The 19,404-nt window shown below is 54.8% G+C and carries 22 protein-coding genes; 6 read left to right on the forward strand and 16 right to left on the reverse strand.

Annotated features, from left to right (window positions below):
- Nucleotides 1-98 precede the first annotated feature (98 nt).
- Entirely contained in the window at nucleotides 99-1,004 is a 906-nt protein-coding gene (locus J4772_RS34260) for a LysR family transcriptional regulator (protein WP_116064831.1), read from the reverse strand.
- A gap of 124 nt (nucleotides 1,005-1,128) precedes the next feature.
- Between J4772_RS34260 and J4772_RS34265 the strand changes: the two genes are divergently transcribed.
- Genes J4772_RS34265 through J4772_RS34275 form a run of 3 tightly spaced genes read left to right on the forward strand, consistent with a single transcriptional unit; the run spans nucleotide 1,129 to nucleotide 3,841 of the window.
- On the forward strand, nucleotides 1,129-2,142 hold the full coding sequence (locus tag J4772_RS34265; protein ID WP_209073292.1) for an aliphatic sulfonate ABC transporter substrate-binding protein: 1,014 nt from the start codon (nucleotides 1,129-1,131) through the stop codon (nucleotides 2,140-2,142).
- A gap of 37 nt (nucleotides 2,143-2,179) precedes the next feature.
- Nucleotides 2,180-2,656, forward strand: coding sequence for a DinB family protein (locus J4772_RS34270; RefSeq protein WP_116064829.1), 477 nt, complete (start codon nucleotides 2,180-2,182; stop codon nucleotides 2,654-2,656).
- A gap of 12 nt (nucleotides 2,657-2,668) precedes the next feature.
- Complete coding sequence (locus J4772_RS34275; RefSeq protein ID WP_209073293.1) at nucleotides 2,669-3,841, forward strand: amidohydrolase; 1,173 nt, start codon at nucleotides 2,669-2,671, stop codon at nucleotides 3,839-3,841.
- 55 nt (nucleotides 3,842-3,896) lie between these two features.
- Here the strand turns inward: J4772_RS34275 and J4772_RS34280 are convergent, their stop codons facing one another.
- The 8 genes from J4772_RS34280 to J4772_RS34315 all read right to left on the reverse strand — a co-directional run bounded on the left by J4772_RS34280 (nucleotide 3,897) and on the right by J4772_RS34315 (nucleotide 9,522).
- Nucleotides 3,897-4,247: an ArsR/SmtB family transcription factor gene (locus J4772_RS34280; protein WP_209073294.1), complete on the reverse strand. Its 351-nt coding sequence runs from the start codon at nucleotides 4,245-4,247 to the stop codon at nucleotides 3,897-3,899.
- On the reverse strand, nucleotides 4,234-4,662 hold the full coding sequence (locus J4772_RS34285) for an SRPBCC family protein (protein ID WP_209073295.1): 429 nt from the start codon (nucleotides 4,660-4,662) through the stop codon (nucleotides 4,234-4,236). The genes J4772_RS34280 and J4772_RS34285 overlap by 14 nt, the downstream gene beginning before the upstream one ends.
- A 72-nt stretch (nucleotides 4,663-4,734) precedes the next feature.
- Nucleotides 4,735-5,970, reverse strand: a complete 1,236-nt coding sequence (locus tag J4772_RS34290) for an MFS transporter (protein WP_209073296.1) — start codon at nucleotides 5,968-5,970, stop codon at nucleotides 4,735-4,737.
- 130 nt (nucleotides 5,971-6,100) lie between these two features.
- Nucleotides 6,101-6,712 (reverse strand): flavin reductase family protein, encoded by a 612-nt coding sequence (locus tag J4772_RS34295; RefSeq protein ID WP_209073297.1) that lies wholly within the window; start codon nucleotides 6,710-6,712, stop codon nucleotides 6,101-6,103.
- Entirely contained in the window at nucleotides 6,709-7,335 is a 627-nt protein-coding gene (locus J4772_RS34300; RefSeq protein WP_209073298.1) for an alpha/beta hydrolase, read from the reverse strand. Before J4772_RS34300 ends, J4772_RS34295 begins: the two co-directional genes overlap by 4 nt.
- On the reverse strand, nucleotides 7,332-8,282 hold the full coding sequence (locus tag J4772_RS34305; RefSeq protein ID WP_209073299.1) for a ring-cleaving dioxygenase: 951 nt from the start codon (nucleotides 8,280-8,282) through the stop codon (nucleotides 7,332-7,334). The genes J4772_RS34300 and J4772_RS34305 overlap by 4 nt, the downstream gene beginning before the upstream one ends.
- A 31-nt stretch (nucleotides 8,283-8,313) precedes the next feature.
- Nucleotides 8,314-8,940, reverse strand: coding sequence for a nitroreductase family protein (locus tag J4772_RS34310; RefSeq protein WP_116064821.1), 627 nt, complete (start codon nucleotides 8,938-8,940; stop codon nucleotides 8,314-8,316).
- 135 nt (nucleotides 8,941-9,075) lie between these two features.
- Nucleotides 9,076-9,522, reverse strand: coding sequence for a MarR family winged helix-turn-helix transcriptional regulator (locus tag J4772_RS34315; RefSeq protein WP_116064820.1), 447 nt, complete (start codon nucleotides 9,520-9,522; stop codon nucleotides 9,076-9,078).
- A 272-nt stretch (nucleotides 9,523-9,794) separates the two neighbouring features.
- Here J4772_RS34315 and J4772_RS34320 point away from each other — a divergent pair, with 272 nt between their 5' ends.
- Complete coding sequence (locus J4772_RS34320) at nucleotides 9,795-10,043, forward strand: hypothetical protein (protein ID WP_209073300.1); 249 nt, start codon at nucleotides 9,795-9,797, stop codon at nucleotides 10,041-10,043.
- A gap of 52 nt (nucleotides 10,044-10,095) precedes the next feature.
- Nucleotides 10,096-10,536 carry a hypothetical protein gene (locus tag J4772_RS34325; protein ID WP_209073301.1) on the forward strand — a complete coding sequence of 147 codons (441 nt, stop codon included), beginning with the start codon at nucleotides 10,096-10,098 and terminating at the stop codon, nucleotides 10,534-10,536.
- Between the two features lie 742 nt (nucleotides 10,537-11,278).
- Here J4772_RS34325 and J4772_RS34330 read toward each other — a convergent pair.
- The 3 genes from J4772_RS34330 to J4772_RS34340 form a co-directional block, all read right to left on the reverse strand.
- Complete coding sequence (locus J4772_RS34330; RefSeq protein ID WP_209073302.1) at nucleotides 11,279-11,716, reverse strand: RrF2 family transcriptional regulator; 438 nt, start codon at nucleotides 11,714-11,716, stop codon at nucleotides 11,279-11,281.
- A gap of 64 nt (nucleotides 11,717-11,780) precedes the next feature.
- A complete protein-coding gene (locus tag J4772_RS34335; protein WP_209073303.1) occupies nucleotides 11,781-12,239 on the reverse strand; it encodes a Dps family protein in 459 nt (152 codons plus the stop codon).
- A gap of 133 nt (nucleotides 12,240-12,372) precedes the next feature.
- Nucleotides 12,373-13,761, reverse strand: a complete 1,389-nt coding sequence (locus tag J4772_RS34340; protein WP_209073304.1) for an MATE family efflux transporter — start codon at nucleotides 13,759-13,761, stop codon at nucleotides 12,373-12,375.
- 154 nt (nucleotides 13,762-13,915) lie between these two features.
- Between J4772_RS34340 and J4772_RS34345 the strand changes: the two genes are divergently transcribed.
- Nucleotides 13,916-14,791, forward strand: a complete 876-nt coding sequence (locus J4772_RS34345) for a helix-turn-helix transcriptional regulator (RefSeq protein ID WP_116064817.1) — start codon at nucleotides 13,916-13,918, stop codon at nucleotides 14,789-14,791.
- Between the two features lie 21 nt (nucleotides 14,792-14,812).
- Here J4772_RS34345 and J4772_RS34350 read toward each other — a convergent pair whose 3' ends face one another.
- The 4 genes from J4772_RS34350 to J4772_RS34365 are packed head-to-tail and all read right to left on the reverse strand — an operon-like array spanning nucleotide 14,813 to nucleotide 19,388.
- Nucleotides 14,813-15,985 (reverse strand): M24 family metallopeptidase, encoded by a 1,173-nt coding sequence (locus J4772_RS34350; protein ID WP_209073305.1) that lies wholly within the window; start codon nucleotides 15,983-15,985, stop codon nucleotides 14,813-14,815.
- Between the two features lie 15 nt (nucleotides 15,986-16,000).
- Complete coding sequence (locus tag J4772_RS34355) at nucleotides 16,001-16,975, reverse strand: ABC transporter permease (RefSeq protein WP_181918179.1); 975 nt, start codon at nucleotides 16,973-16,975, stop codon at nucleotides 16,001-16,003.
- Nucleotides 16,976-16,977: 2 nt separating this feature from the next.
- Complete coding sequence (locus tag J4772_RS34360) at nucleotides 16,978-18,477, reverse strand: sugar ABC transporter ATP-binding protein (protein WP_209073306.1); 1,500 nt, start codon at nucleotides 18,475-18,477, stop codon at nucleotides 16,978-16,980.
- On the reverse strand, nucleotides 18,477-19,388 hold the full coding sequence (locus J4772_RS34365; RefSeq protein WP_116065729.1) for a polysaccharide deacetylase family protein: 912 nt from the start codon (nucleotides 19,386-19,388) through the stop codon (nucleotides 18,477-18,479). Before J4772_RS34365 ends, J4772_RS34360 begins: the two co-directional genes overlap by 1 nt.
- Nucleotides 19,389-19,404 lie beyond the last annotated feature (16 nt).

Here is a 19,404-nt window from a genome sequence, read left to right on the forward strand (position 1 = left end):
CTGACCTTCATGAATTTACGGAGAATCTTATCAGACGCCGAAAATCATTGTCAATACGCCTTCTTCGTCATTCCCTTCACATACTGACGATCGATTTCTTATTTAAAATTGTCGTACTCCCGAATCAAATATTTCAGAAATTCCCTCTGCGCGATCGAAAAATGTTTATTCGTCAGTCTGGCCCATCCAAGCGGCACCGTATTAGGTTCGTGATCGACAAGCGGGATTCCGACGATGTCTCCTCCGGTCACCAGAGGGTCGTTCTTCATGCTCAGCTCGATGAAAATACCGATGGCGACATTCTCGGCAATCGTTCTTTTCAGAATATCCACGTTGTTGGAGGTGAAAATAATATTGACCGATCCGTATTTGCCTATAAAATCCTGCATAAACCAGTTCGAGTAATTGTTGTCCGCGTTCACGAACGTCTGATCGAGCAGATCGCCAGGCGTTACGCTCACCCTCCCCGCTAGAGGCGAACGCTTGCCGACGTATACGATGATGCGGGAATCCAGCATTTTGTGCAGCGTTAAATCCTTAAGATCCTCTTGTCTGTGGCGATCGAAGTAGATCAGACCCAGATCAGTGCGGTCCTCCCTCAAATCCTGAACGATCGCCTCGGAATTCTTGCCCGTAATCGCCAGTCGCACGTTAGGGTGATCCCTCTTGAACGAGATGATCGATTGAGAGAGGATCGCCACGATGTTCGGCCCGATCGAGAATCGGACTTCGCCTTCGATCAGCGCGCTTTGGATTTGCGATTCTTCCTTGATCTCCTCGATCAGCGTCAGAATCTCGTCGATCTTGCGGAGGATGATTTTGCCCCGGTCGGTCGGCTCGGTGCCCAGCCGCGAACGCTTGAAGAGCTTAATGCCCAGCTCCTCCTCGAATTTCGCTAACGATTTGCTGATCCCCGCCTGACTGACATGCAACTGCTCGGCCGCAATCGAGATAGAGCCGGTCTTGGCAATCGCGGCCGCATGTTCGAATTGCTCGATGTTCATACAAAGGACCCCTTTACATAACTTCTGGTTATATAAATATAAAGCATAGTTATTTTACTAGATTACTCGGAAATAATACAATGCAAATATCGAAATTGATTTCACATCCGAAGGAGAATGCAACATGACTGCTTCCTCATTACGAATCCGCGCACTCAGAAAAACGGGCCTGTGGCTGCTATCCGCATCGTTAGCCCTCTTTGCCTTGACCGCTTGCGGCAAAAGCGAGAGCGCAGAGTCCTCGAAAGATACAACAACCGTCAACATCGCGATCAACGGCGGCTTGAACCTGCTGACCATCGCCAAGAAAAAAGGCTGGTTCGAGGAAGCCTTCGAGAAAGCAAACGCCAAGGTCCAGTGGAACGAGTTCCAGAGCAGCGTTCCCTTGCTGGAAGGACTCGTCTCCGATCGCGTAGATTTCTCGTTCATCGGGGACGGCACGGTCGTTACCGGCAAAGCCGCGAACAGCCCGTTTACCGTCATCTCCGTTACTGGCGTTCAAGGCAATCAGAACAGCGTCATCGTCAAGCCGGACAGCCCGATTCAATCGATCGCCGACTTGAAAGGCAAACAGATCGCAGTTGCGAAAGGCTCCTCCGGCCATATCTTCCTGATCAAGGCGCTGCAGAAGAACGGGTTGAGCGAATCCGACGTGAAAATCGTGCAGCTTCAGCCGGACGAAGCGAACCCGGCTTTCCAGGCCGGCCAGGTCGACGCCTGGGGAATCTGGGACCCGTTCGTAACGACGGAAGTGGCCGCAGGCCGGGCCCGTATCGTAGAGAGCGTGCAGACGATGGGCTTCGTCGCTCCGGCCGTTATGATCGGCCGCGATAAATTCCTGAAGGAGCATCCCGATCTGACCGCTCTGTACTTGAAAGTATATCAGCAAGCGGTGGATTGGGTCGCTCAGAATCCGGACGAAGCGGCCGACATTCTCGCAACCGAGAAGAAGATGGACAAGGCGCTCGTCAAGACGCTGATCGAAAATACGCAATACATCAACGATCCGATTACCGCCGAGACGGCGGAAGCCATCCAGTCGACGGCCGACATCCTGCTGGAGTCCGGCACAATCAAAGAAAAGCTGGATGTAAGCAAAGTATACGACAATTCCTATTTCGAAGCATCTAAGAAATAACGGCGCATAGCCGGATAATCATCGGGAGGATTACGCCATGACCGCAGTACGGGAAGCATCGATCGCCAACTATGAGTTGACCGCGGACAAAATCCGGGCCAGCGTGGAACATTTGCCCAAGGAGCTGCTGCTATGGCAGCCCGGCCTGGGCAAGTGGAGCATCAACGAAATTGTAGGCCATCTGGTCGATTCCAATATCGTCAACTCGTACCGCATTCGCAAAATCGTCTCCGAGCCGGTCGAAGCTCTGGCGAGCTTCGCTCACGAAGAATGGGTTGACCGGCAACGGTTTAACGAGACGGATTTATCCGAACTGCTCGCCGTTTACGACGCAATCACTCGCTACAACGCCATTCTGCTTCGCAAGCTGAGCGAAGAGCAATGGGCGTTGATCGGGAAGAAGCTGGACGAGCCTATCCCCGTCTCTCATATTATCGACCGGTTCATTTGCAATCATGTGGATAAGCATCTGGGACAGATCGAACGCAACAAAGCGGCCTACGAGGCGCGCTAGAAGGAGTCCGATATGAATCTTGACCGATTGCTGGAGAGAGCCGAAGCTCTCTATCCCCAAGTCGTGGAATGGCGGCGTTATCTGCACCGCCATCCGGAGCTTTCCTTCGCGGAGACGAAAACGGCGCAGTACATCGAGGACATATTAAACGGCTTTGGCGGACTTATCGTTACGAGGCCCACCGCCTCCAGCGTCATGGCCCGGCTGGTCGGAGCCCGCCCGGGACGTACGCTGGCCATCCGCGCCGATATCGACGCCTTGCCGATCCAGGAGGACACCGGCTTGCCGTTCGCTTCGCAAGAGCAGGGCGTCATGCACGCTTGCGGCCACGACGGGCATACGGCTACCGTGCTAGGCGTGGCCCGGGTATTATCAGAGCATGCGGAGGAGCTGGAAGGCGAGATACGTTTTCTATTCCAGCATGCGGAGGAGCTGCCGCCCGGCGGCGCGGACGAAATGATCGCAGCCGGAGTTATGGACGGCGTGAACCATGTCATCGGCGCGCATCTCCAATCGCCCGTCGAGGTCGGACGGGTTGGCGTAGTCGCCGGACCGATGCTCGCTTCTCCGGATACGTTTACGATTACGATTACCGGCAAGGGGGGCCACGCCGCCGAACCGCACAAGACGGTCGACGCCATCGCCATCGGCGCCCAGGTCGTGACGAACCTGCAGCATATCGCCTCCAGGACGACCGATCCGATGAAGCCACTAGTCGTCTCCGTAACGCAGTTTATTGGCGGTCATGCTCATAATGTCATTCCGGGAAGCGTGCAGCTCTGCGGCACGGTCCGCTGCATGGACACGGAGCTGCGTGCCGACGTCCCCCGTCGCATGGAGCGAATCCTCGCGGGAATTACACAGGCTCACGAAGCGGAGTACGAGCTCCAATATCATTACGGCTATCGCCCGCTGGTTAACGATCCGGAAGTGACTCGCGTCGTAGCCGATGCCGTAGCGGAGCTGTTCGGCCGCGACGCGCTGTACGAAATCCAACCGAGCATGTCGGCGGACGATTTCTCCGCTTACTTGAACCAGGCTCCCGGAACGTACTTCAACGTCGGCGCGGGCAACAAGGAGCGAGGCATCGTGCATCCGCATCATCATCCGAAGTTCGACATCGACGAGGAGTCGCTTATAGTCGGGATGAAGGTGTTCTTGGCTTCGGCATTAAAGCTTCTTTAATAAAAAAAAGAGGTCGAGCTCCCGGGCGAATTTCGTCCGGACTCGGCCTCTTCTTCTATTCATTATCCCCTTCGTCCGCCTCAACGTAACGCCTAAGCGCATCAAGCTTGTTCTCCCAAAAACGCTCATAGAAGGCCAGCCAGCTCTTGATCTCGCGCAACGGATCAGCGTCGAGACGATAGCGCGTCTCTCGGCCAACCTTGCGCTCCTTTACCAGCCCGGCTTCGGCCAAAATACGCAAATGCTTGGAGACCGCGGTGCGAGTCATCGGAAAATGACTGCTGATCGCGTTCACCGGCAGCTCCCGCTCGCCGAGCAAGCGGAGGACTCCCCTGCGGGTCGGGTCGGCGATCGCCTGGAAGACGTCGTATTTCGGCTCCTCCGAAGCTCGGTTAAGAGCGGACATATTCGCCCAGCTTCGCCACGATGCCGACCCAGCCGCCGTTCATCCGGTCGCGCACGACTTCATGGGGCTCGCCGAACTCGGTCGCCCCCTCTGTGGACCAACCGCCGTGAATAAGCGTAAATTCGGTCTGTCCTTCCTTGGCCACCAGCTCGAATATCACGAACCAATCCTTGCCCCAGTTAAACGAAAGTCGGTTCGGCGGATCGATCTCCGTTACTTTGCACGGGGATTTGCCGAAAGGCCCGGCATCGAGATGGAACTCATGGCCGACATTCGGCTGAAAATCGTTCGGCATAAACCAAGCCGCGATCCCTTCGGCGGTCGCAACGGCCGTCCAAACCTTCTCAATTGGCGCATTAAACAGTTGAGTCTGACGAATATCGGGCAGTTTGTTCTCATTAGGTGATGCGGTCATGTGTCACTTCGCCTCCGTATAGGAAACCTTTTGGTTTCATTTCACGTCTTCATTATAGGAAACCAAAAGGTTTCATGTCAACCCCTTTCGTTTTTCTCCGGCCAGCAGCGCTTTGCGCATGAACAGCCAGCTCAGCAGCGGAGAGCTTCCTATCGCGAGCAGCAGCCACATCATCGCCGGCGGCGTTTGGCTGACATAGATGACCCCCATGAACACAGCCATTCCGACGATACGGCCAACGTTAAGCGCCAGCTCCCGGGCTACGACGTATTCCACTCTTTTCTCCGCACTCTCTTCGTCTTTTCCGATCAAATCGAAGACAACCGTAGTCATCGGCAGAATGTACAACGGGAAGAACAAAGAGGCGCCAAGACCGAAAGCAAGCAGCGTCGCATAGCTGAAGCCGGCGAACATCGGGAGAATAACCGCGATAAGCGCCACGGCTCCCGCCAGCATTCCTCCGTACCTCCACTTGGGTTTGAGCCATTTTCCCACGCATAGAAAGCTCGCAAAGCCCACCGCGGAAGTCAGCAGCATATAGTTGCCCAGCTTCATCTCGCTCCCGGTCTGCACGTAGATTAACACTCCGATCAGGACGCCAAACACGCTCTCGCGGACACCTTGAGCAGCCAATGCGCCCATGACCTTCGGCCATGAAGAATCGCGCTGTTTCAGCAGATGGTATGGCCATTGCCAATGATAGTTCCCCGACGTTTTGCGATTGCGAATGAAAAAGCTGGTGGCAATCGCGGCCAAGAACACCCCCGCCGAAGCAATGAAGATCGCCCGATAGCCGCCTTCGCCGCCTAAACGGGAGATGAGCCATCCGGAACTCCAAGGTACGACAATGCCGATTAGCGAAGCGATCGTCCCTGCCCAGCCGTTGAACTTATCCCGATTGTCCGGCTCCGTCGCTTCGAAATAGACGACATTATAAGCCAGCCAAAACAGCCCCGTCGCCGCCCCCTGGACGATGCCCAGCAACCAAATATAGTGCATGGCGCTCCCTTTCAGAAGAAGCACAAGGGCGTAGAACCCGGCGGAAATCGCGATGCCCAGCCTTAGCAGAATCATCTTGTTGCCTTCTTTGGCCGCATTGCCGGCAATCCAGAACGTCAGCCCCATGCAGAGATGAGTGATCAGCGTAAACCATCCCAGCTTGAAATAATCGTTGCTGGCTTTCCAGATATAGATTCCGAAATAAGTGCCGGACAAGGCGGTAGCCATCACAAACAGTCCGTTAACCGCGAGCAGGAGGAGCGTCTGATCGTCCAATTTTCCGTCGCGGCGCTGTCGGCGAGTATGCATGAATCTCTCCTTCGTGTTCCGATAAATCGATGCGTCCTATTAGATAACCTTCCCCAATGCAACGTTCAGGAACCGGATTTCATCCGCAAAAAAACAGACAGCGTACGGCCGCTGCCTGTTGCTCGTTGTCTTATAGAGGTCTCTCGATGGAAAAGAGATCGCCTAGCTTCGCATAGGAGCTGCCCGCCAGCCGGCTTACCGCCTTGAGCTGAGCGGGATCGACATATCCGTCCTTGTACACCGACTCGTCAAGATGGAAGTACACGACTTTCCCGATCAGCAGATCGCATGCGCGCGCCATCGCGCTGCCGCCTAGCGGAATCGCCTGCTCCAACACGCATTCGAGCCTGATTTTCGCCTCGGCGACGCCCGGCACAACGATTTTCGAGCTCGGAACCGGGGTAAGTCCGGCAAGCTCCACCTCGCTCTGATCGGACGGAACGCTAGCGGCGGTATCGTTGATCTTCGCAATGTTCGATTCGTCGGAAATATGGACAACGAACTGCCCGATCTCGATCGCGTTTCTGGCCGTATCCTTGCGCTCGCCGTTTCTCCGTTGCGCGGAAATCGAGATCATCGGCGGGTTGGCCGTTACGATATTGAAATAGCTGTACGGAGCGGCGTTCAGGACCCCCGATTTGGAGAGCGTCGTGACGAATGCGATCGGCCGAGGAATGATGCCGCCAATCAGCAGTTTGTAACTGTCCTTATCGCTAATATCCGCCGGATCGAGTCCGATCATATTCGCTCTCCGCCTCCTTCGAATGTTCGAGAAAACCATTGAGCCGCCGCGTCCGCCTCGGTCGCCGTCAATCGATGACCGAACTGTTCCCAGTGCAGCGTGACCTCGGCTCCCGCTCCCGTCAGCAGCGCTTGAAGTTCTCCGGTTTCCTGCGGCGTGCAGATGGGGTCGTTCTCTCCCGCGCCAATGAATACCGGTACTCCGGCAAGATCGGGAAGCTGCAAATCCCTTCTCGGAACCATCGGATGGTGCAAAATCGCCCCGCGCAAAGAGTTGGCGTAGTAAAACAACATGCTGCCTGCAATATTCGCGCCGTTGGAATAGCCGACCGCTACCACATTGTCGCGGGCAAAGCCGTACTCGCCGGCCGCCTGGTCCAAGAAAGCGTGCAGCTCCTTCGTCCGGAATTCGAGGTCCTCCATATCGAAAACCCCTTCGGCCAGCCTGCGGAAAAACCGCGGCATGCCATTTTCCAGTACGTTGCCCCTCACGCTTAGAATAGAGGAGCCCTGCGAGATCCTCTCGGCCAGCGGTAGCAAATCTTGCTCCGTACCGCCCGTTCCGTGCAGAAGCAAAAGCGTAGGAGCGCTCGTATCGGAGCCTTGTCGATAAATGTGCTTCACTGGCGATCCTCCTCCAATACGCGAACTTCGATCGGCGTTAGCCCCTGCTCGATCTGTGCCCGATGCGGCTCGAACCAATCCGGCAGCATCAGCTTCTCGCCCATCGTCTCCGCAGGCTCATCCCGTGCGAAGCCCGGAGGATCGGTCGCGATCTCGAACAGTATTCCGCCTTCCTCGCGGAAATAAATCGCATTAAAATATTGCCGGTCGACAAACGGGGTCGGATGGAAGCCGTTCTCCTCGACAAGGCTCCTCCAGCGAGCATGATCCTCGTCGTCTGTCGCTCTCCAAGCGATATGATGCACCGTTCCCGCTCCGCCAATGCCGGGAGCCATCGGCGCAACGTTAACGTCAATGATATTGCCCAAATCTCCGGTAGCCTGGAATCGAACGTAGCCGTCTTCCTCGGATACTTTGCTCAAGCCCATCACTCGCTCAAGCGCAAACGCCGTTCGTTCCGGCGCCGTACTGAACAGCAGCGCCCCGCCAAAGCCTTTAATCGCCTTATTCTCCGGAACTCCTCCGAACGCCCACCGGCTTGACGTGCCAGCATCCCGCTCCACCAACTCGACCCTTAGACCGTCCGGATCTTCCAGCTGCAGCAGTCGCTCCCCGAAACGGCTCGTCTGTGTCGTCGAAATGCGGAACTTCTCAAAGCGCTCCCGCCAGAAGTCCAGCGCTCCCATCGGCACGACATAAGAGGTGACTCCGACCTGTCCTCCCCCGATCCGCCCTTTGCGCGACGTCGCCCACGGGAAGAACGTGATTATCGTTCCCGGACTGCCCGCTTCGTTGCCGAAGTAAAGGTGGTACACCTCCGGCGCATCGAAATTGATCGTTTTTTTCACCAGTCTCAGTCCAAGCACTCCCGAGTAAAAATCCACGGTAGCCTGTGCGTCTCTAACGAAAGCCGTAACGTGATGAATGCCTGTTGTACGCTGTGTCATTGTTATTCTCTCCTTTTATCGAAATGTCCGTTTAGAAACCGTTATAGCTCACGAACTCGCCTACAGGCTTGCGGTAGCCGCGAGGCCGCTGTGTCGACGTGTCCTCATGGCCGATCGTAATCATCATTGCCGGCACGTGCGTATCGGGGATATTCAAGATTTGACCGACTGCAACCGGATCGAAGCCGATCATCGGACAAGTATCCCAGCCTCTGTCCTTGGCAATCAGCATGAACAGCATCGCCGATAAGCTTGCGCTGCGGATCGCCTCGTCGCGTTTGAACGACTCTCCCCGTTCTCCGTAGAAAGACAGTACCGAATCGACGGTCATATCATACTCCTGCTTGCTCATAACGCCCAGATTCAGTAAGCCTTCATGAATGGGGCCAACGTCTTGGTAGGCGTTAGTATTGCCCAACACAAGAATAACGGCGGAGGAGCTTAGCACTTTGTACTGCTTGTTAGCCGCTCCGTAAAGCTTGTTTTTGATCTCCGGGTCCTTCACGACGATATAGTGCGTATGTTGAAGATTAAACGCCGAGGGAGCGAACTTCGTTAAGCTAAACATCTCGTTCAGCTCGCGTTCCGATATATCCACGTTAGGTATGAACTTCATCGCCGATCTGCGATCTTTCACCAATGTCTCGAAGCTGCTCATTCGTCATTCCGCCTTTGATATGATAATTTTAAGAATCTTTATTTTAAGATATATGGCAAAAATAGAAGCGACTTGTGCAAACCAGATGCCCATTGTCTTATTCTTGACTTCCGGCAGCCCCGTGACTGCGCGCTTCTATTTAAATCCCTCTTCCGCCGCTTTTCCAAGCTTTTTGAGCAACGCACTGACCGCCATCTTTTCTCCCTCGTCCAATCCGTCTACCGCCTGTCGAATAACTTCCGTATGCTCGGGAAAAACCTCTTCAATCATCTGACGACCCGCATCCGTAATATCCGCGTACACGAGGCGTCTATCCTCCGTGCAGGCTCTCCGCCGAACGAGTCCCTTTTGCTCCAGCTTATCCACTACGTAAGTGATGTTGCCGCTGCTCATAAGCACTTTTCCGCCGATCTGCTGCAGCGGCTGCGACCCTTTATGATATAGCAGCTCAAGCACTCCGAATTCGGTCCGGTTTAGACCGGAGCGCTTAATGTCCCGATCGACATGCGCATTCACCCACTGGCTCGCCCGAGTCAGAGCGATATACAGATCAAGCGATGTATCCCGTTTATTCTCCGTCATCGGCCTCACCTTCCTTCCGTTCATTTCTCAGCGTATTTCTCAGCGTAAATGTTCTTTTGAAATTTATCTTAAATTTAAGATAATACAATTGTATAGGTTTGTCAAGCTCTTATTAACGGAAATCGAAGCTGTTACATAGCCGGCAAGCCGCCGCCTAAATATAGGTCATTTCTTCCAACATCTATGTTACGATAAAATCAATTCACTTCAAATCCCCATAAAGGAGCTACCGGACTAATCAATTCGAGCATGCCAATTCGCTGAAATACAATATGGGCGATTTCGATTTTCAATTTTGGCAGGAGCATATGGGCGGTCACGGCAAAGTAATCGAGCAATTTGAAAAGATCGCAGAACGCTCCTACGATGTCGAACAATCTTCCTCAGACGATGATGTCGGGAAAATTACGATAGCGATTGAAGCGGGAATTGTACGCGCGGGATATCAAGTGTTGGCGTTAAAAGCGATGCAGAGATTAATTGCCGAGGATGCGTTTGCGGCGCTAAACAAAGACGGATGATTTTATCGCATTCGCTGCCACCGATAACGGCTATGTCGACTACAGCCTGACAATGCGCAAGACGATCGATCTTCAGTTATTTTACAAGGTGTTTCCGGATATTCAAGTAAAAGACCGGCAATTCGAGGCCGAGTTGAATCAAATCAAGGACTTGCCTGTCGCCGCCGCTCTGGATTATTGGACCGACGCCGTAAACAGTGGATACATCGATGTAACGCCGTTTGTCTACACTAAATGCGAATACGATATCTTCCTTCACCTCCAGCATTACGGGAACGAGCTTGCAGCGGAATGTCTGAAGCGGCTGGAAAGCTTCAACTATGATTCGGAAATTGACAACAAGGAGTACGGCTTTATCGCATACTACCTGGAGGCGCTGCATTTTGCAGGAACTCTCACTGAAAGCCAGAAGCTTACCTGTCGGAAGCTCGCCGAGCGCATGCAATCGCAACTTGAAGATGAAGCCCACAATCTCTTGGCACTTGCTAAGTAATTCGTAAGATTTAAAAGATATAAAAGAAGCCATCCCGCAAAAAAGTCTAGACGACTTGCGGAATGGCGGGATTAACACAAGACGGGACTGTCCAATAAGTAAAGTTGCTCGAGATGATCGATAGACAAGGTAAGGGATATATATACCTTCTGTAGACCTAATCATGACCCACAACACTTCCAGATAATTTCCAGAAGGTATTCGTATATTCATCGAAGACGTTTTAGCGACATATAACCCTTGATTTTGGTCGTTTTGTACGATTCTTCCTACAAACGTCCATCGTTTGAGCCTGATCCGAGTTGCTCTGTACGATTTTTACTACAAAAGTCCATCGTTTGAGCCTGATCTGAGTTGCTTTGTACGATTTTTACTACAAACGTCCGTCGTTTGAGTCTGATCTGAGTTGCTTTGTATGTTTTTTCGACTAACTTCCCTCGCAGAGGTCTCTTCGTAGGGTGTTAACTCATGTGTAAAAATAGGGCCGTCGTAAAAAGTTCATTTCCAATTCAATTTGGAAACGTTATGGGTCATGATTAGCCTGGAGACTGCCTCATACGCTCCTGAAATCACATTATAACAGGTTACCCATTCAGATTTCAGGAGCGTATAGCATCGGAAGAAGGTATATACCCCTGTCACGTTCACCGTCGATCATCTTTCAGAGCAACTTAATGCGCTTATAGGATAGCCCCATCCCAGTTTTCCTATAGTAACGACCTTTAAGAAAGCCGATCCCGATTCAGACCAGACTCGCAATTGTGTGCCGACGCAAATAATCCAGCATCTGACGATCCATCGCGTTCATGATGCCGATCAACTCCACGTCAAGCCGTTCGTTCCAATCGACCTCGCCGTATAGCGACTCCTCCGCCTTACTGCCGCTTTCGCTTCCCGACTCCTCCGCGCCGTCCCATCGGATCGCCGCAAAGACGTCTGCGAGCGTAATCTGCTCCGCCGGCAGCTTCAGCCGATATCCTCCGTCTCGGCCTTCGCGCGCCTCGACAAGCCCGGCATGGGCTAGTCGCGCTAAAATTCTGCGCATGAAGGTCGCGTGGGAATGAATTTGATCCGCGATCGTTGTACTCGACAGATTGCAGCCGCTTCGCGCCAGTCCGACCAAAATATGAACGGCAACGGCAAAGCGCGGGGGACCGATCGGACGAATAGAAGCTCCCATCTTACTCGCCTCCTATCCGTCTATTGTAATTCGGCCCTCCGCGCTTCGCAACTCGCTTCCGGAATCAGCGCCCGACGAAGGCGTTAAGCATCCAGGCATGCTTCTCCAAGCCCGTTTTCATGCCTAACAGCAGGTCGGCCGTATCCTCGTCATCGAACGATTCGGCGACTTTAATGCCCTGCTTCAATTCGCCGGCCAGTTGAGCGAAGTCTTCCGCAACGAACGACGCCATTTGCTCTGCCGACTCATCCCCGCTCGCTTCACGGACGCTCGACAGGCGCAGGCTTTCGGTCAAGGTCGCTACAGGCTTTCCGCCGATCGCCAGCAGTCTCTCCGCCAGAACGTCAACATGGGTGGCAGCTTCGGTGTACAGCTCCTCGAATTTGGCATGCAGCGTGAAAAATTGCGGCCCGTTCACGTACCAATGGAAATTGTGAAGCTTCATATAAAGAACGGTCCAGTTGGCGATTTGTTGATTCAGTACGGTGCTCACGGTCATGGTGTTGGAAGTTGTTGTGGTCATATAGAATCCCTCCGTTTTAATTTATACTTGATCTAAATATAATATTAGCACGGATAAAAGAATCCAACATGAACATCGGATGAAGGTTCTATGAAGATTAAATGAAGACACCTTAAGGGCGCCCCAATCACAATCACACTGACATCCCCGTCTCCGCAGCGATTGCACGGGATTCCAATGGGCGCGAAGCCGCCTCCGCTCTCCGTAAATACTTCTGCCCTTTCCATCGTCGGAGCACGAGAAGACCTCGTACCCATTCGTCGGCGATCATGCAGCAATAAATGCCGGCCAGCCCCCAGCCTGCATGAATACCCAGCCAATAAGAGCCTCCCGTCGCGACAAGAGACATGGAGCAAAGAGCGGTCATCATCGTATAGCGGGTATCCCCGACCGCGTTAAGCGCATTGTTCAGCGACATGTTGAGCACCTTGCCCGGCTGCAGCAGCAGATTCAGCGCGAGCAGCGACGTTCCAAGCGCCAGAATCGCTTCATTTTGCGAAAACAGGCCGAGCAGATGACGTCCCATGAACAGCAGCAACAGCGCATTGATCATCGCCAAGCCGATCCCGATCGCAAGCGCGCGATAAGCTCCGACATACGCTTCCCTTGTCTTCCCCGCTCCGAACAGGTGCGCGACCTGAATCTGAATAGCCAGAGAGATTGCGTAGCCCAGCATAAAGCAGAACGATTCCAACGTACTCATATACGTTTTCGTCGCCAGCTCCGCCGCACCCAGCATCGCAATAAAGGTATAGATCGCCAGCTGAGAGAATACCCAGCCCGACATGTTCACGCCAAGCGGCCAGCCGATATGAACGATTTCCTTAAACAGTCTCGGCTTGAACGTAAACAGATCCTTGAAGCCGATTCGGCGATCGAACGCTTGAATGAACACGTAGAACAGCAGCAGGACGGCGATCAGCCGGCTGACGTTGCCCGATACGGTTACGCCGAACAACCCCCATTCCGGAAATCCGAACATTCCGAATATGAGCACGTAGTTCATCGCAATATGAATGACGTTCATCGCGATCCCGATATACATCGGAGCTCTCGTATTGCCCGTGTTGCGAATCGCCGTGCTCAACGCGGCAATTAGAGCGGTAAGCATCATTCCGCCGCCGAAGTAGGAGACATAGACGTCCCAGAGAGGCAACAGTTCCGCAGAGACGTTCAGCAGATTAGCCAGCGCCTTCGCCTGTGTGAGCAACAGCAGGCTGATCGTCAGGCCGATGCCGCCGCATACGGTCAGCCCCATAATCGCAATCGTCCTCGCGTCCTCGCCGCGTTTCGCACCCAGCTTCTGGGCGATCAGTATGCCCGCGCCTCCCGAGATGGTCATGAATAGCGTCGTAAGCGCCGCAAACAGCTGCCCGGACAAACCGACGACCGCCACCGCATCGTCCGAGATTCGGCTGACCATGACCGTATCTACGGTCCCGAGCAGCGTCTGCAGCAGTACTTCAATAAAGATGGGCCAGGCCAGCGCCCATAGCCCATAGGGATTACGATTGGATTTCACGTTTACAACTCCTGTCAAGCCATTATGCTTTGTATAATCTGCACAGGTTAGACTTTGTGCGCAAAACAAATTATAGTGGCATTAACAAGTTCGATGGTTCAGTTTTCAAACTCTTTCTTTCAATTTACAAACCTCATTCGGGAGGACTATGCGCATGGAGCTTCTGGAGTTCACCCTGCCGCCGCTGCCGCATTTCATCGCAAGCGGCTTTACGAAGTTTACGATCGGGGAGAAGCATATGAGCAGAAGAAACATAGGCGTATTCGATATGCTTGCGGTCATGAAGGGATGCCTCTATATCGGGGAGGGAGATCGTCGCTACGAGGTTTCGGAAGGAACCGCTCTGCTCCTTCGTCCGGATGCCTATCATTATGCGACGGAAGGCTGCCGCGAGAAAACCGATTACTACTGGCTGCATTTTCAGACGGCGGGAAGCTGGCGCGCGACGGATACCGTCCCGCCTCGCAGAACGCCGGAGCTTCGCGACGAACGAGACGAATCATACAAATTCGATACCAGCTCGTTTCCGCTCGTGCTCCCCCAGTTCGCCAGGCTGCCCCAGCCCGGCAAATTCGGAGAGCTGATGGAGCAAATCATCGCCCTCGCTCCCGAAGCGCATTTGAACGCCTCGCGGTTCAAGCAGCAGGTGCTGTTCCAGGAAGCGCTGCGGCAGCTCACCGCCAGCATCGAATCCCAGCTTGCGTCGCCTGCCGCCGCATGTGCAGAGCAGGCCGCCGCCTATCTCCGCAATCACTACCGCGAGGAGATTACCGCTCGCTCCCTAGGCGAAGCCTTAAGCTTCCATCCGGTCTACGTCGCCCGCTGCATGCAGAAAGAATACGGTCTGTCTCCGATGGCCTATCTGCTCCGCTACCGGATCGAGCAGAGCAAGCTGCTGCTCATGCAGACCGATTTTCCGATCGCGCGCATTGCCGAGGAGGTTGGCTTTAACCAGGCGCCTTATTTCAGCTCCTGTTTTCTGAAAACAGAAGGCCTCTCCCCTAGAGAATACCGTCAGCGGTTCTCTTAGGGAAAGGCCCTCTCCTCTTACTTAAAACTCCAATTCGTGAATCGTGCCGATCGGACTGCACAGCAGCTCGCAGCCGTCCTCGCGGATGACCGCGCCCTTCTCCCAGCGGATGCCGAACGTGTCCGTGGTGACGAACGTATCGATCTGGAACGTCATGTTCGGCTGCAGCAGATAGCTAGACGACGTCTCCATCCACGGCGCTTCCACCTCGATCATTCCCGTGCCGTGGCACGGGCCGTACAGATAGTTTTTCTCGTACCCGTTATCTTTGAAAAATTGCAGGAAGCCTTTCGCTACGTCGCTTGCCAGTACGCCCGCCTTCAAGTTCGCCTGCGTCCACTCGTGCGCCTTCAGCCCGAATTCGATGACCGCACGGCGCTCCGGAGTCAGCTTGCCGAGGCTGATCGGCATGCCGATGCTCGGCGAGTAGCCGTCTACCTTGGCCGAAAGGTTGAGCTGCACGATGTCGCCTTTGTTGATGACCCGGTGGGACGACCGGGAGATCGCATGACGGGTCGATTTTTCGCTGAAGATGTACATCGGCAAGCCCTCGTACTCCGCCCCGTTTTCATAGATGACTCGTTGCGCGACGCCGACCATTTGACACTCCGTCATGCCCGGACGAATCGTGCGAATGACCTCCTGCGTCGCCAGCTCGGTAATGCGGAAGCCTTCGCGCATACACGCGATCTCGTTCTCCGACTTGATGCTGCGCAGCGCGACCATGATTTCGTCCGCACCGACGATTTCCGCCTCCGGGAAGTTGCTCTTCAGCCCTTCCATCATGACAACGCTCGTGTCGAGCAGACTGGCAACGCCGATTTTCAGCTTCGAGCCGGTAACGCCCAGCGCCTTGAACACCTCGCGATAGGTGTTCGGCTTCAACTCCGGGTAGCTCGGGTTGGCGGATTCGCGGTATTCCATCAGTGTGAACTGCTTGTCGATTTTGCCGAAGTCGCGAGCATACACCGAGCTCTCCGGGCCGACCATCAGCGCTGCATCGCCTGCAGGCGTAATCGCCACGCCCGCCCGTTCGAACAGAGGCCAGAAGCCGCTAAAGTAGCGTGCGTTCGCATAGTCCGCTTCGTTGGAATTAACGATCAGGATGTCCAGCCCTTTGTCTGCCGCAAGCTTTGCCGCTTTCTGAATTCTTTCCTTGTACTCGTGGTCCGGTATATATACTCTTGCTGTCATGGCGCATAATCTCCCTTAGTCTTTTTTAGTTTTGGCGTCTATCAGAACGACGGCCGCAAGAATAAGCCCTTTAATGATCCATTGCCAGTAAGATCCGATGCCCAGAAGCACCATCGCGTTATCGATAATTCCGAGGATCAGCGCCGCAATGACGACTCCGACCACTTTGCCCCGGCCGCCCGACAGAGACGTTCCGCCAAGCACGACGACCGTAATGACGTCGAACAGCATATTTTCCCCGATCGTAGGCTGGCCGGCCATCGTTCTTGACGTAATTAGAATCGCGCCGATCGCCGTCAGGAAGCTGCCCAGAATGAAGGCGATCATCTTGATTTTGTTCGTGTTGATGCCCGACAGACGGCTGGCTTCCTCGTTGCCCCCGACGGCATAGATGCTTCTGCCCGTTGCGGTATGCATCGTGAAGACGTAGCAGGCGATCGCGATGACCGCCAGAATGACGATCGGCGTCGGAATCGGCCCGATATGGCCGGCTCCGAGATTTTTGAATCCTGCCGGAAGACCGGAGATCGGAATGCTGTTGCTGTACAAGTAGTTCACGCCCTTGAGCACGATCATCGTGACCAGAGTGGCGATAAAGGCCGGAATTTTCCCGTATACCGCCATCAGGCCGTTCACGAACCCGACAGCGATGGAAGCCAGCAGAACGAGGACGATGGCGAGCGCGATCGGCACGTTCTCCCAATGCACAAGTCCGGCCAGCAGAACGCTCGTAAAGCCGATCGACGAGGAAGCCGACATATCGATGCCGCCGATCAAGATGACGAAAAATTGTCCCAGGGCGATAATGGCGAGAAACGAGATTTGACGGACGATGTTCAAAATGTTGTTGCCGTCGAAAAATCCGTCCACGAAAATGGCGCAGGCCGCGAACAGCCCTACGAAGATAAACAGAATGGCCCACTCTTTAAAGAAGGAGGAGAACGCCGCGCCCGGCACGAGACTCCTCCGTTGATTGCTTGTCGCTTCCACGGTCACACCCCCAGCAGCTTGCTAATGATATGGCTTTGCGTTTTCTGCTCGCCGGATACGCAGGTCTGGAACTCGCCCTCGAACATAACGTAGATGCGATGGCACGTTCCAATCAGCTCCTCCAGCTCCGGCGACACGATAATAACGGACTTGCCCTTCGCGGTCAGCTCGCCGACCAGCTTGTAGATTTCCGCCTTCGCCCCTACGTCGATGCCTCGGGTCGGCTCGTCGAAGAGGAACAGCTCCGAATCCGCCAGCACCCATTTGGAGATGACGATCTTCTGCTGGTTGCCCCCGCTGAGCTTAACGACCGACTGCTGGGGCGTCGCCTTGACGCGCATCAGCTGCGCGACCTGATTCGCCTGCTCCCGCTCCTGCTTGTGCTGCATCGTCCCTTTCTTAAAGCGCTTGAGAGAGGGCAGCGTAATATTGTGCACGACGTTGAAATTCATCACGAGCCCGAGCTGCTTGCGCTCGTCGGGCACAAGGCCGATTCCCTTGCGGATGGCGGCGGACGGCTTGCGGAAATTCACCTTCTCGCCCTTCCAATACATTTCTCCGCCCGTCGTCCTGTAATTGCCGAAAATCGCGTTCAGCAGCTCCGTCTTGCCCGCGCCGACCAGTCCGGCGATGCCGACGACCTCGCCGGCCCGCACCGTCAAGTCGATGTTACGGAAAGCCTTGCCCGCGCTAAATCCTTTCAGCTCCAGCACCGGCGCTCCGAACTTATCGTTAAGAGGCGGAAATATCTGCGTCATCTCCCGGCCGATAATCATCTCGATCAGCCGGTCCTTATCCACGTCCGCCACCTCGCCGGAATGAATCATCCGACCGTCGCACAGCACCGTATAGGTGTCGCACACCTCGAAAATCTCATCCAGCCGATGCGAGATATAGATGATGCCCATGCCCCGCTGCTTCAGCACGCGGATGATGCGGTAAATATTTTCGATCTCCTTCTCCTGCAGCACGGCCGTCAACTCGTCCATAATGATCATTTTCGCCTGCATGGATACCGCCTTGGCGAGCTGAATGATCTGCTTCTCCGCCATGCGCAGCTCCTTGATCGGCACCGTCAGATCAACGCTCGACCCGAGAAAATCCATAATCTCGGCGGCTTTGCGCATCATCGCCTTACGGTCGACCAGCCCGAACCTCTTCGCGTAGCTGCCGATAAACAAATTTTCCAGGCCGTTCATCTCGGGAATGAGCTGCAGCTCCTGATGGACGACGGCGATTCCCATCGCCTGAGAGCTGCGGACGTTGTAGCCGCCCTTCTCGGTGACGTTCGTCCCGCCCACATATACAGCCCCTTCGGAGGGCGTGTAATGGCCGATGATGATTTTCGCCAGAGTCGACTTGCCCGCGCCGTTCTCCCCGACAAGCGCGCGGCATTCGCCGGGACGCAGGCTGAACGAGACGTGATCCAGAGCGCGAACGCCGGGAAACGACTTGGAGACGTCGCGCAGCTCAATAATCGGTTGTTCCGCCGGTCCGCCCATTAAACCCCCGCCTTCCCGGCACGGCTCCACAGGGCGGCGAAATCGTCCGCGCGATGGAACGTCGAGCCCATATCCTTTAATCTATCGATCAAAATCGAGAACTCGCTCATTGCCTTCTCGCCGCAGCCAAGCGTCAGGAACCGGTCCGGCGTCACCGTCGCTTCGCCATAGTGGTAACTCTCCTGGATCGGAATGAACTCCCACGGATGAAAGTAGAAACAGAGGACGACGGGCAGGTTGCGCTCCCGCAGAAACTTCACGAATCCGTCGATGCGCTTCATCAACTCGTCCGCGCTCTGCGTCCGGAACAGCGGCCACTGGTCGCGGTCCCGCTCCAACCCCGGATCGTTGCTCTTCATCACCATGTCGGCGAAATTCGGAATCTCGACGATGTTCATATCGCCTTCCTTCGTCCAGTCGCTCCTGCTCGGATGGTACGGCACAAAACGCTCCCGGTAGAAATACATCGGATAGGACGCGTCCGACACGTAGTTCAGCCGTTCCAGCGAGTTCAGCAGCGCCGTCGAACCCCATAAACGAGGCGCGCGGAACGAAACCGGCTGATGCCCAAGCACTTGCTGCACCCATTCCGTCGCTTTCTCGATGCGCAGCGGCACCTCCTCCGGCAGCAGCGGCACGACGCCCGGGATCGGGAACAGCTCGTCGCCGACCGTCTCGTGGAACAACGAGTGGCAGCCGACCTCGTTGCCGCTCAGCTTGACGAGTTCTACGCTTTGGGGATTGCGGCGCGCCGCATCCCCCGTATAATAGAAGGTTCCTTTAATACCTTTCTTGTCGAACAGCTCGACGAGCGGTCCGGTTGCGTTCTTCACCCCGTCGTAATAAGGCGTGAAGCTGCCGACGTCCGTCTCCATATCGAAGCCGAAAACTACGTGAATGCCGTCTTTCATACGTTTGCTCCCCTTC

This window comes from Cohnella sp. LGH, assembly GCF_017671885.1.
GTDB classification, from domain to species: domain Bacteria; phylum Bacillota; class Bacilli; order Paenibacillales; family Paenibacillaceae; genus Cohnella; species Cohnella phaseoli.

What these genes read in the sequence shown, in the direction of transcription:
- J4772_RS34260 (WP_116064831.1), bottom strand. Translation starts at nt 1,004, where the DNA reads ATGAACATCGAGCAATTCGAACATGCGGCCGCGATTGCCAAGACCGGC.
- J4772_RS34265 (WP_209073292.1), top strand. Translation starts at nt 1,129, where the DNA reads ATGACTGCTTCCTCATTACGAATCCGCGCACTCAGAAAAACGGGCCTG.
- J4772_RS34270 (WP_116064829.1), top strand. Translation starts at nt 2,180, where the DNA reads ATGACCGCAGTACGGGAAGCATCGATCGCCAACTATGAGTTGACCGCG.
- J4772_RS34275 (WP_209073293.1), top strand. Translation starts at nt 2,669, where the DNA reads ATGAATCTTGACCGATTGCTGGAGAGAGCCGAAGCTCTCTATCCCCAA.
- J4772_RS34280 (WP_209073294.1), bottom strand. Translation starts at nt 4,247, where the DNA reads ATGTCCGCTCTTAACCGAGCTTCGGAGGAGCCGAAATACGACGTCTTC.
- J4772_RS34285 (WP_209073295.1), bottom strand. Translation starts at nt 4,662, where the DNA reads ATGACCGCATCACCTAATGAGAACAAACTGCCCGATATTCGTCAGACT.
- J4772_RS34290 (WP_209073296.1), bottom strand. Translation starts at nt 5,970, where the DNA reads ATGCATACTCGCCGACAGCGCCGCGACGGAAAATTGGACGATCAGACG.
- J4772_RS34295 (WP_209073297.1), bottom strand. Translation starts at nt 6,712, where the DNA reads ATGATCGGACTCGATCCGGCGGATATTAGCGATAAGGACAGTTACAAA.
- J4772_RS34305 (WP_209073299.1), bottom strand. Translation starts at nt 8,282, where the DNA reads ATGACACAGCGTACAACAGGCATTCATCACGTTACGGCTTTCGTTAGA.
- J4772_RS34310 (WP_116064821.1), bottom strand. Translation starts at nt 8,940, where the DNA reads ATGAGCAGCTTCGAGACATTGGTGAAAGATCGCAGATCGGCGATGAAG.
- J4772_RS34315 (WP_116064820.1), bottom strand. Translation starts at nt 9,522, where the DNA reads ATGACGGAGAATAAACGGGATACATCGCTTGATCTGTATATCGCTCTG.
- J4772_RS34320 (WP_209073300.1), top strand. Translation starts at nt 9,795, where the DNA reads ATGGGCGATTTCGATTTTCAATTTTGGCAGGAGCATATGGGCGGTCAC.
- J4772_RS34325 (WP_209073301.1), top strand. Translation starts at nt 10,096, where the DNA reads ATGCGCAAGACGATCGATCTTCAGTTATTTTACAAGGTGTTTCCGGAT.
- J4772_RS34330 (WP_209073302.1), bottom strand. Translation starts at nt 11,716, where the DNA reads ATGGGAGCTTCTATTCGTCCGATCGGTCCCCCGCGCTTTGCCGTTGCC.
- J4772_RS34335 (WP_209073303.1), bottom strand. Translation starts at nt 12,239, where the DNA reads ATGACCACAACAACTTCCAACACCATGACCGTGAGCACCGTACTGAAT.
- J4772_RS34345 (WP_116064817.1), top strand. Translation starts at nt 13,916, where the DNA reads ATGGAGCTTCTGGAGTTCACCCTGCCGCCGCTGCCGCATTTCATCGCA.
- J4772_RS34350 (WP_209073305.1), bottom strand. Translation starts at nt 15,985, where the DNA reads ATGACAGCAAGAGTATATATACCGGACCACGAGTACAAGGAAAGAATT.
- J4772_RS34360 (WP_209073306.1), bottom strand. Translation starts at nt 18,477, where the DNA reads ATGGGCGGACCGGCGGAACAACCGATTATTGAGCTGCGCGACGTCTCC.
- J4772_RS34365 (WP_116065729.1), bottom strand. Translation starts at nt 19,388, where the DNA reads ATGAAAGACGGCATTCACGTAGTTTTCGGCTTCGATATGGAGACGGAC.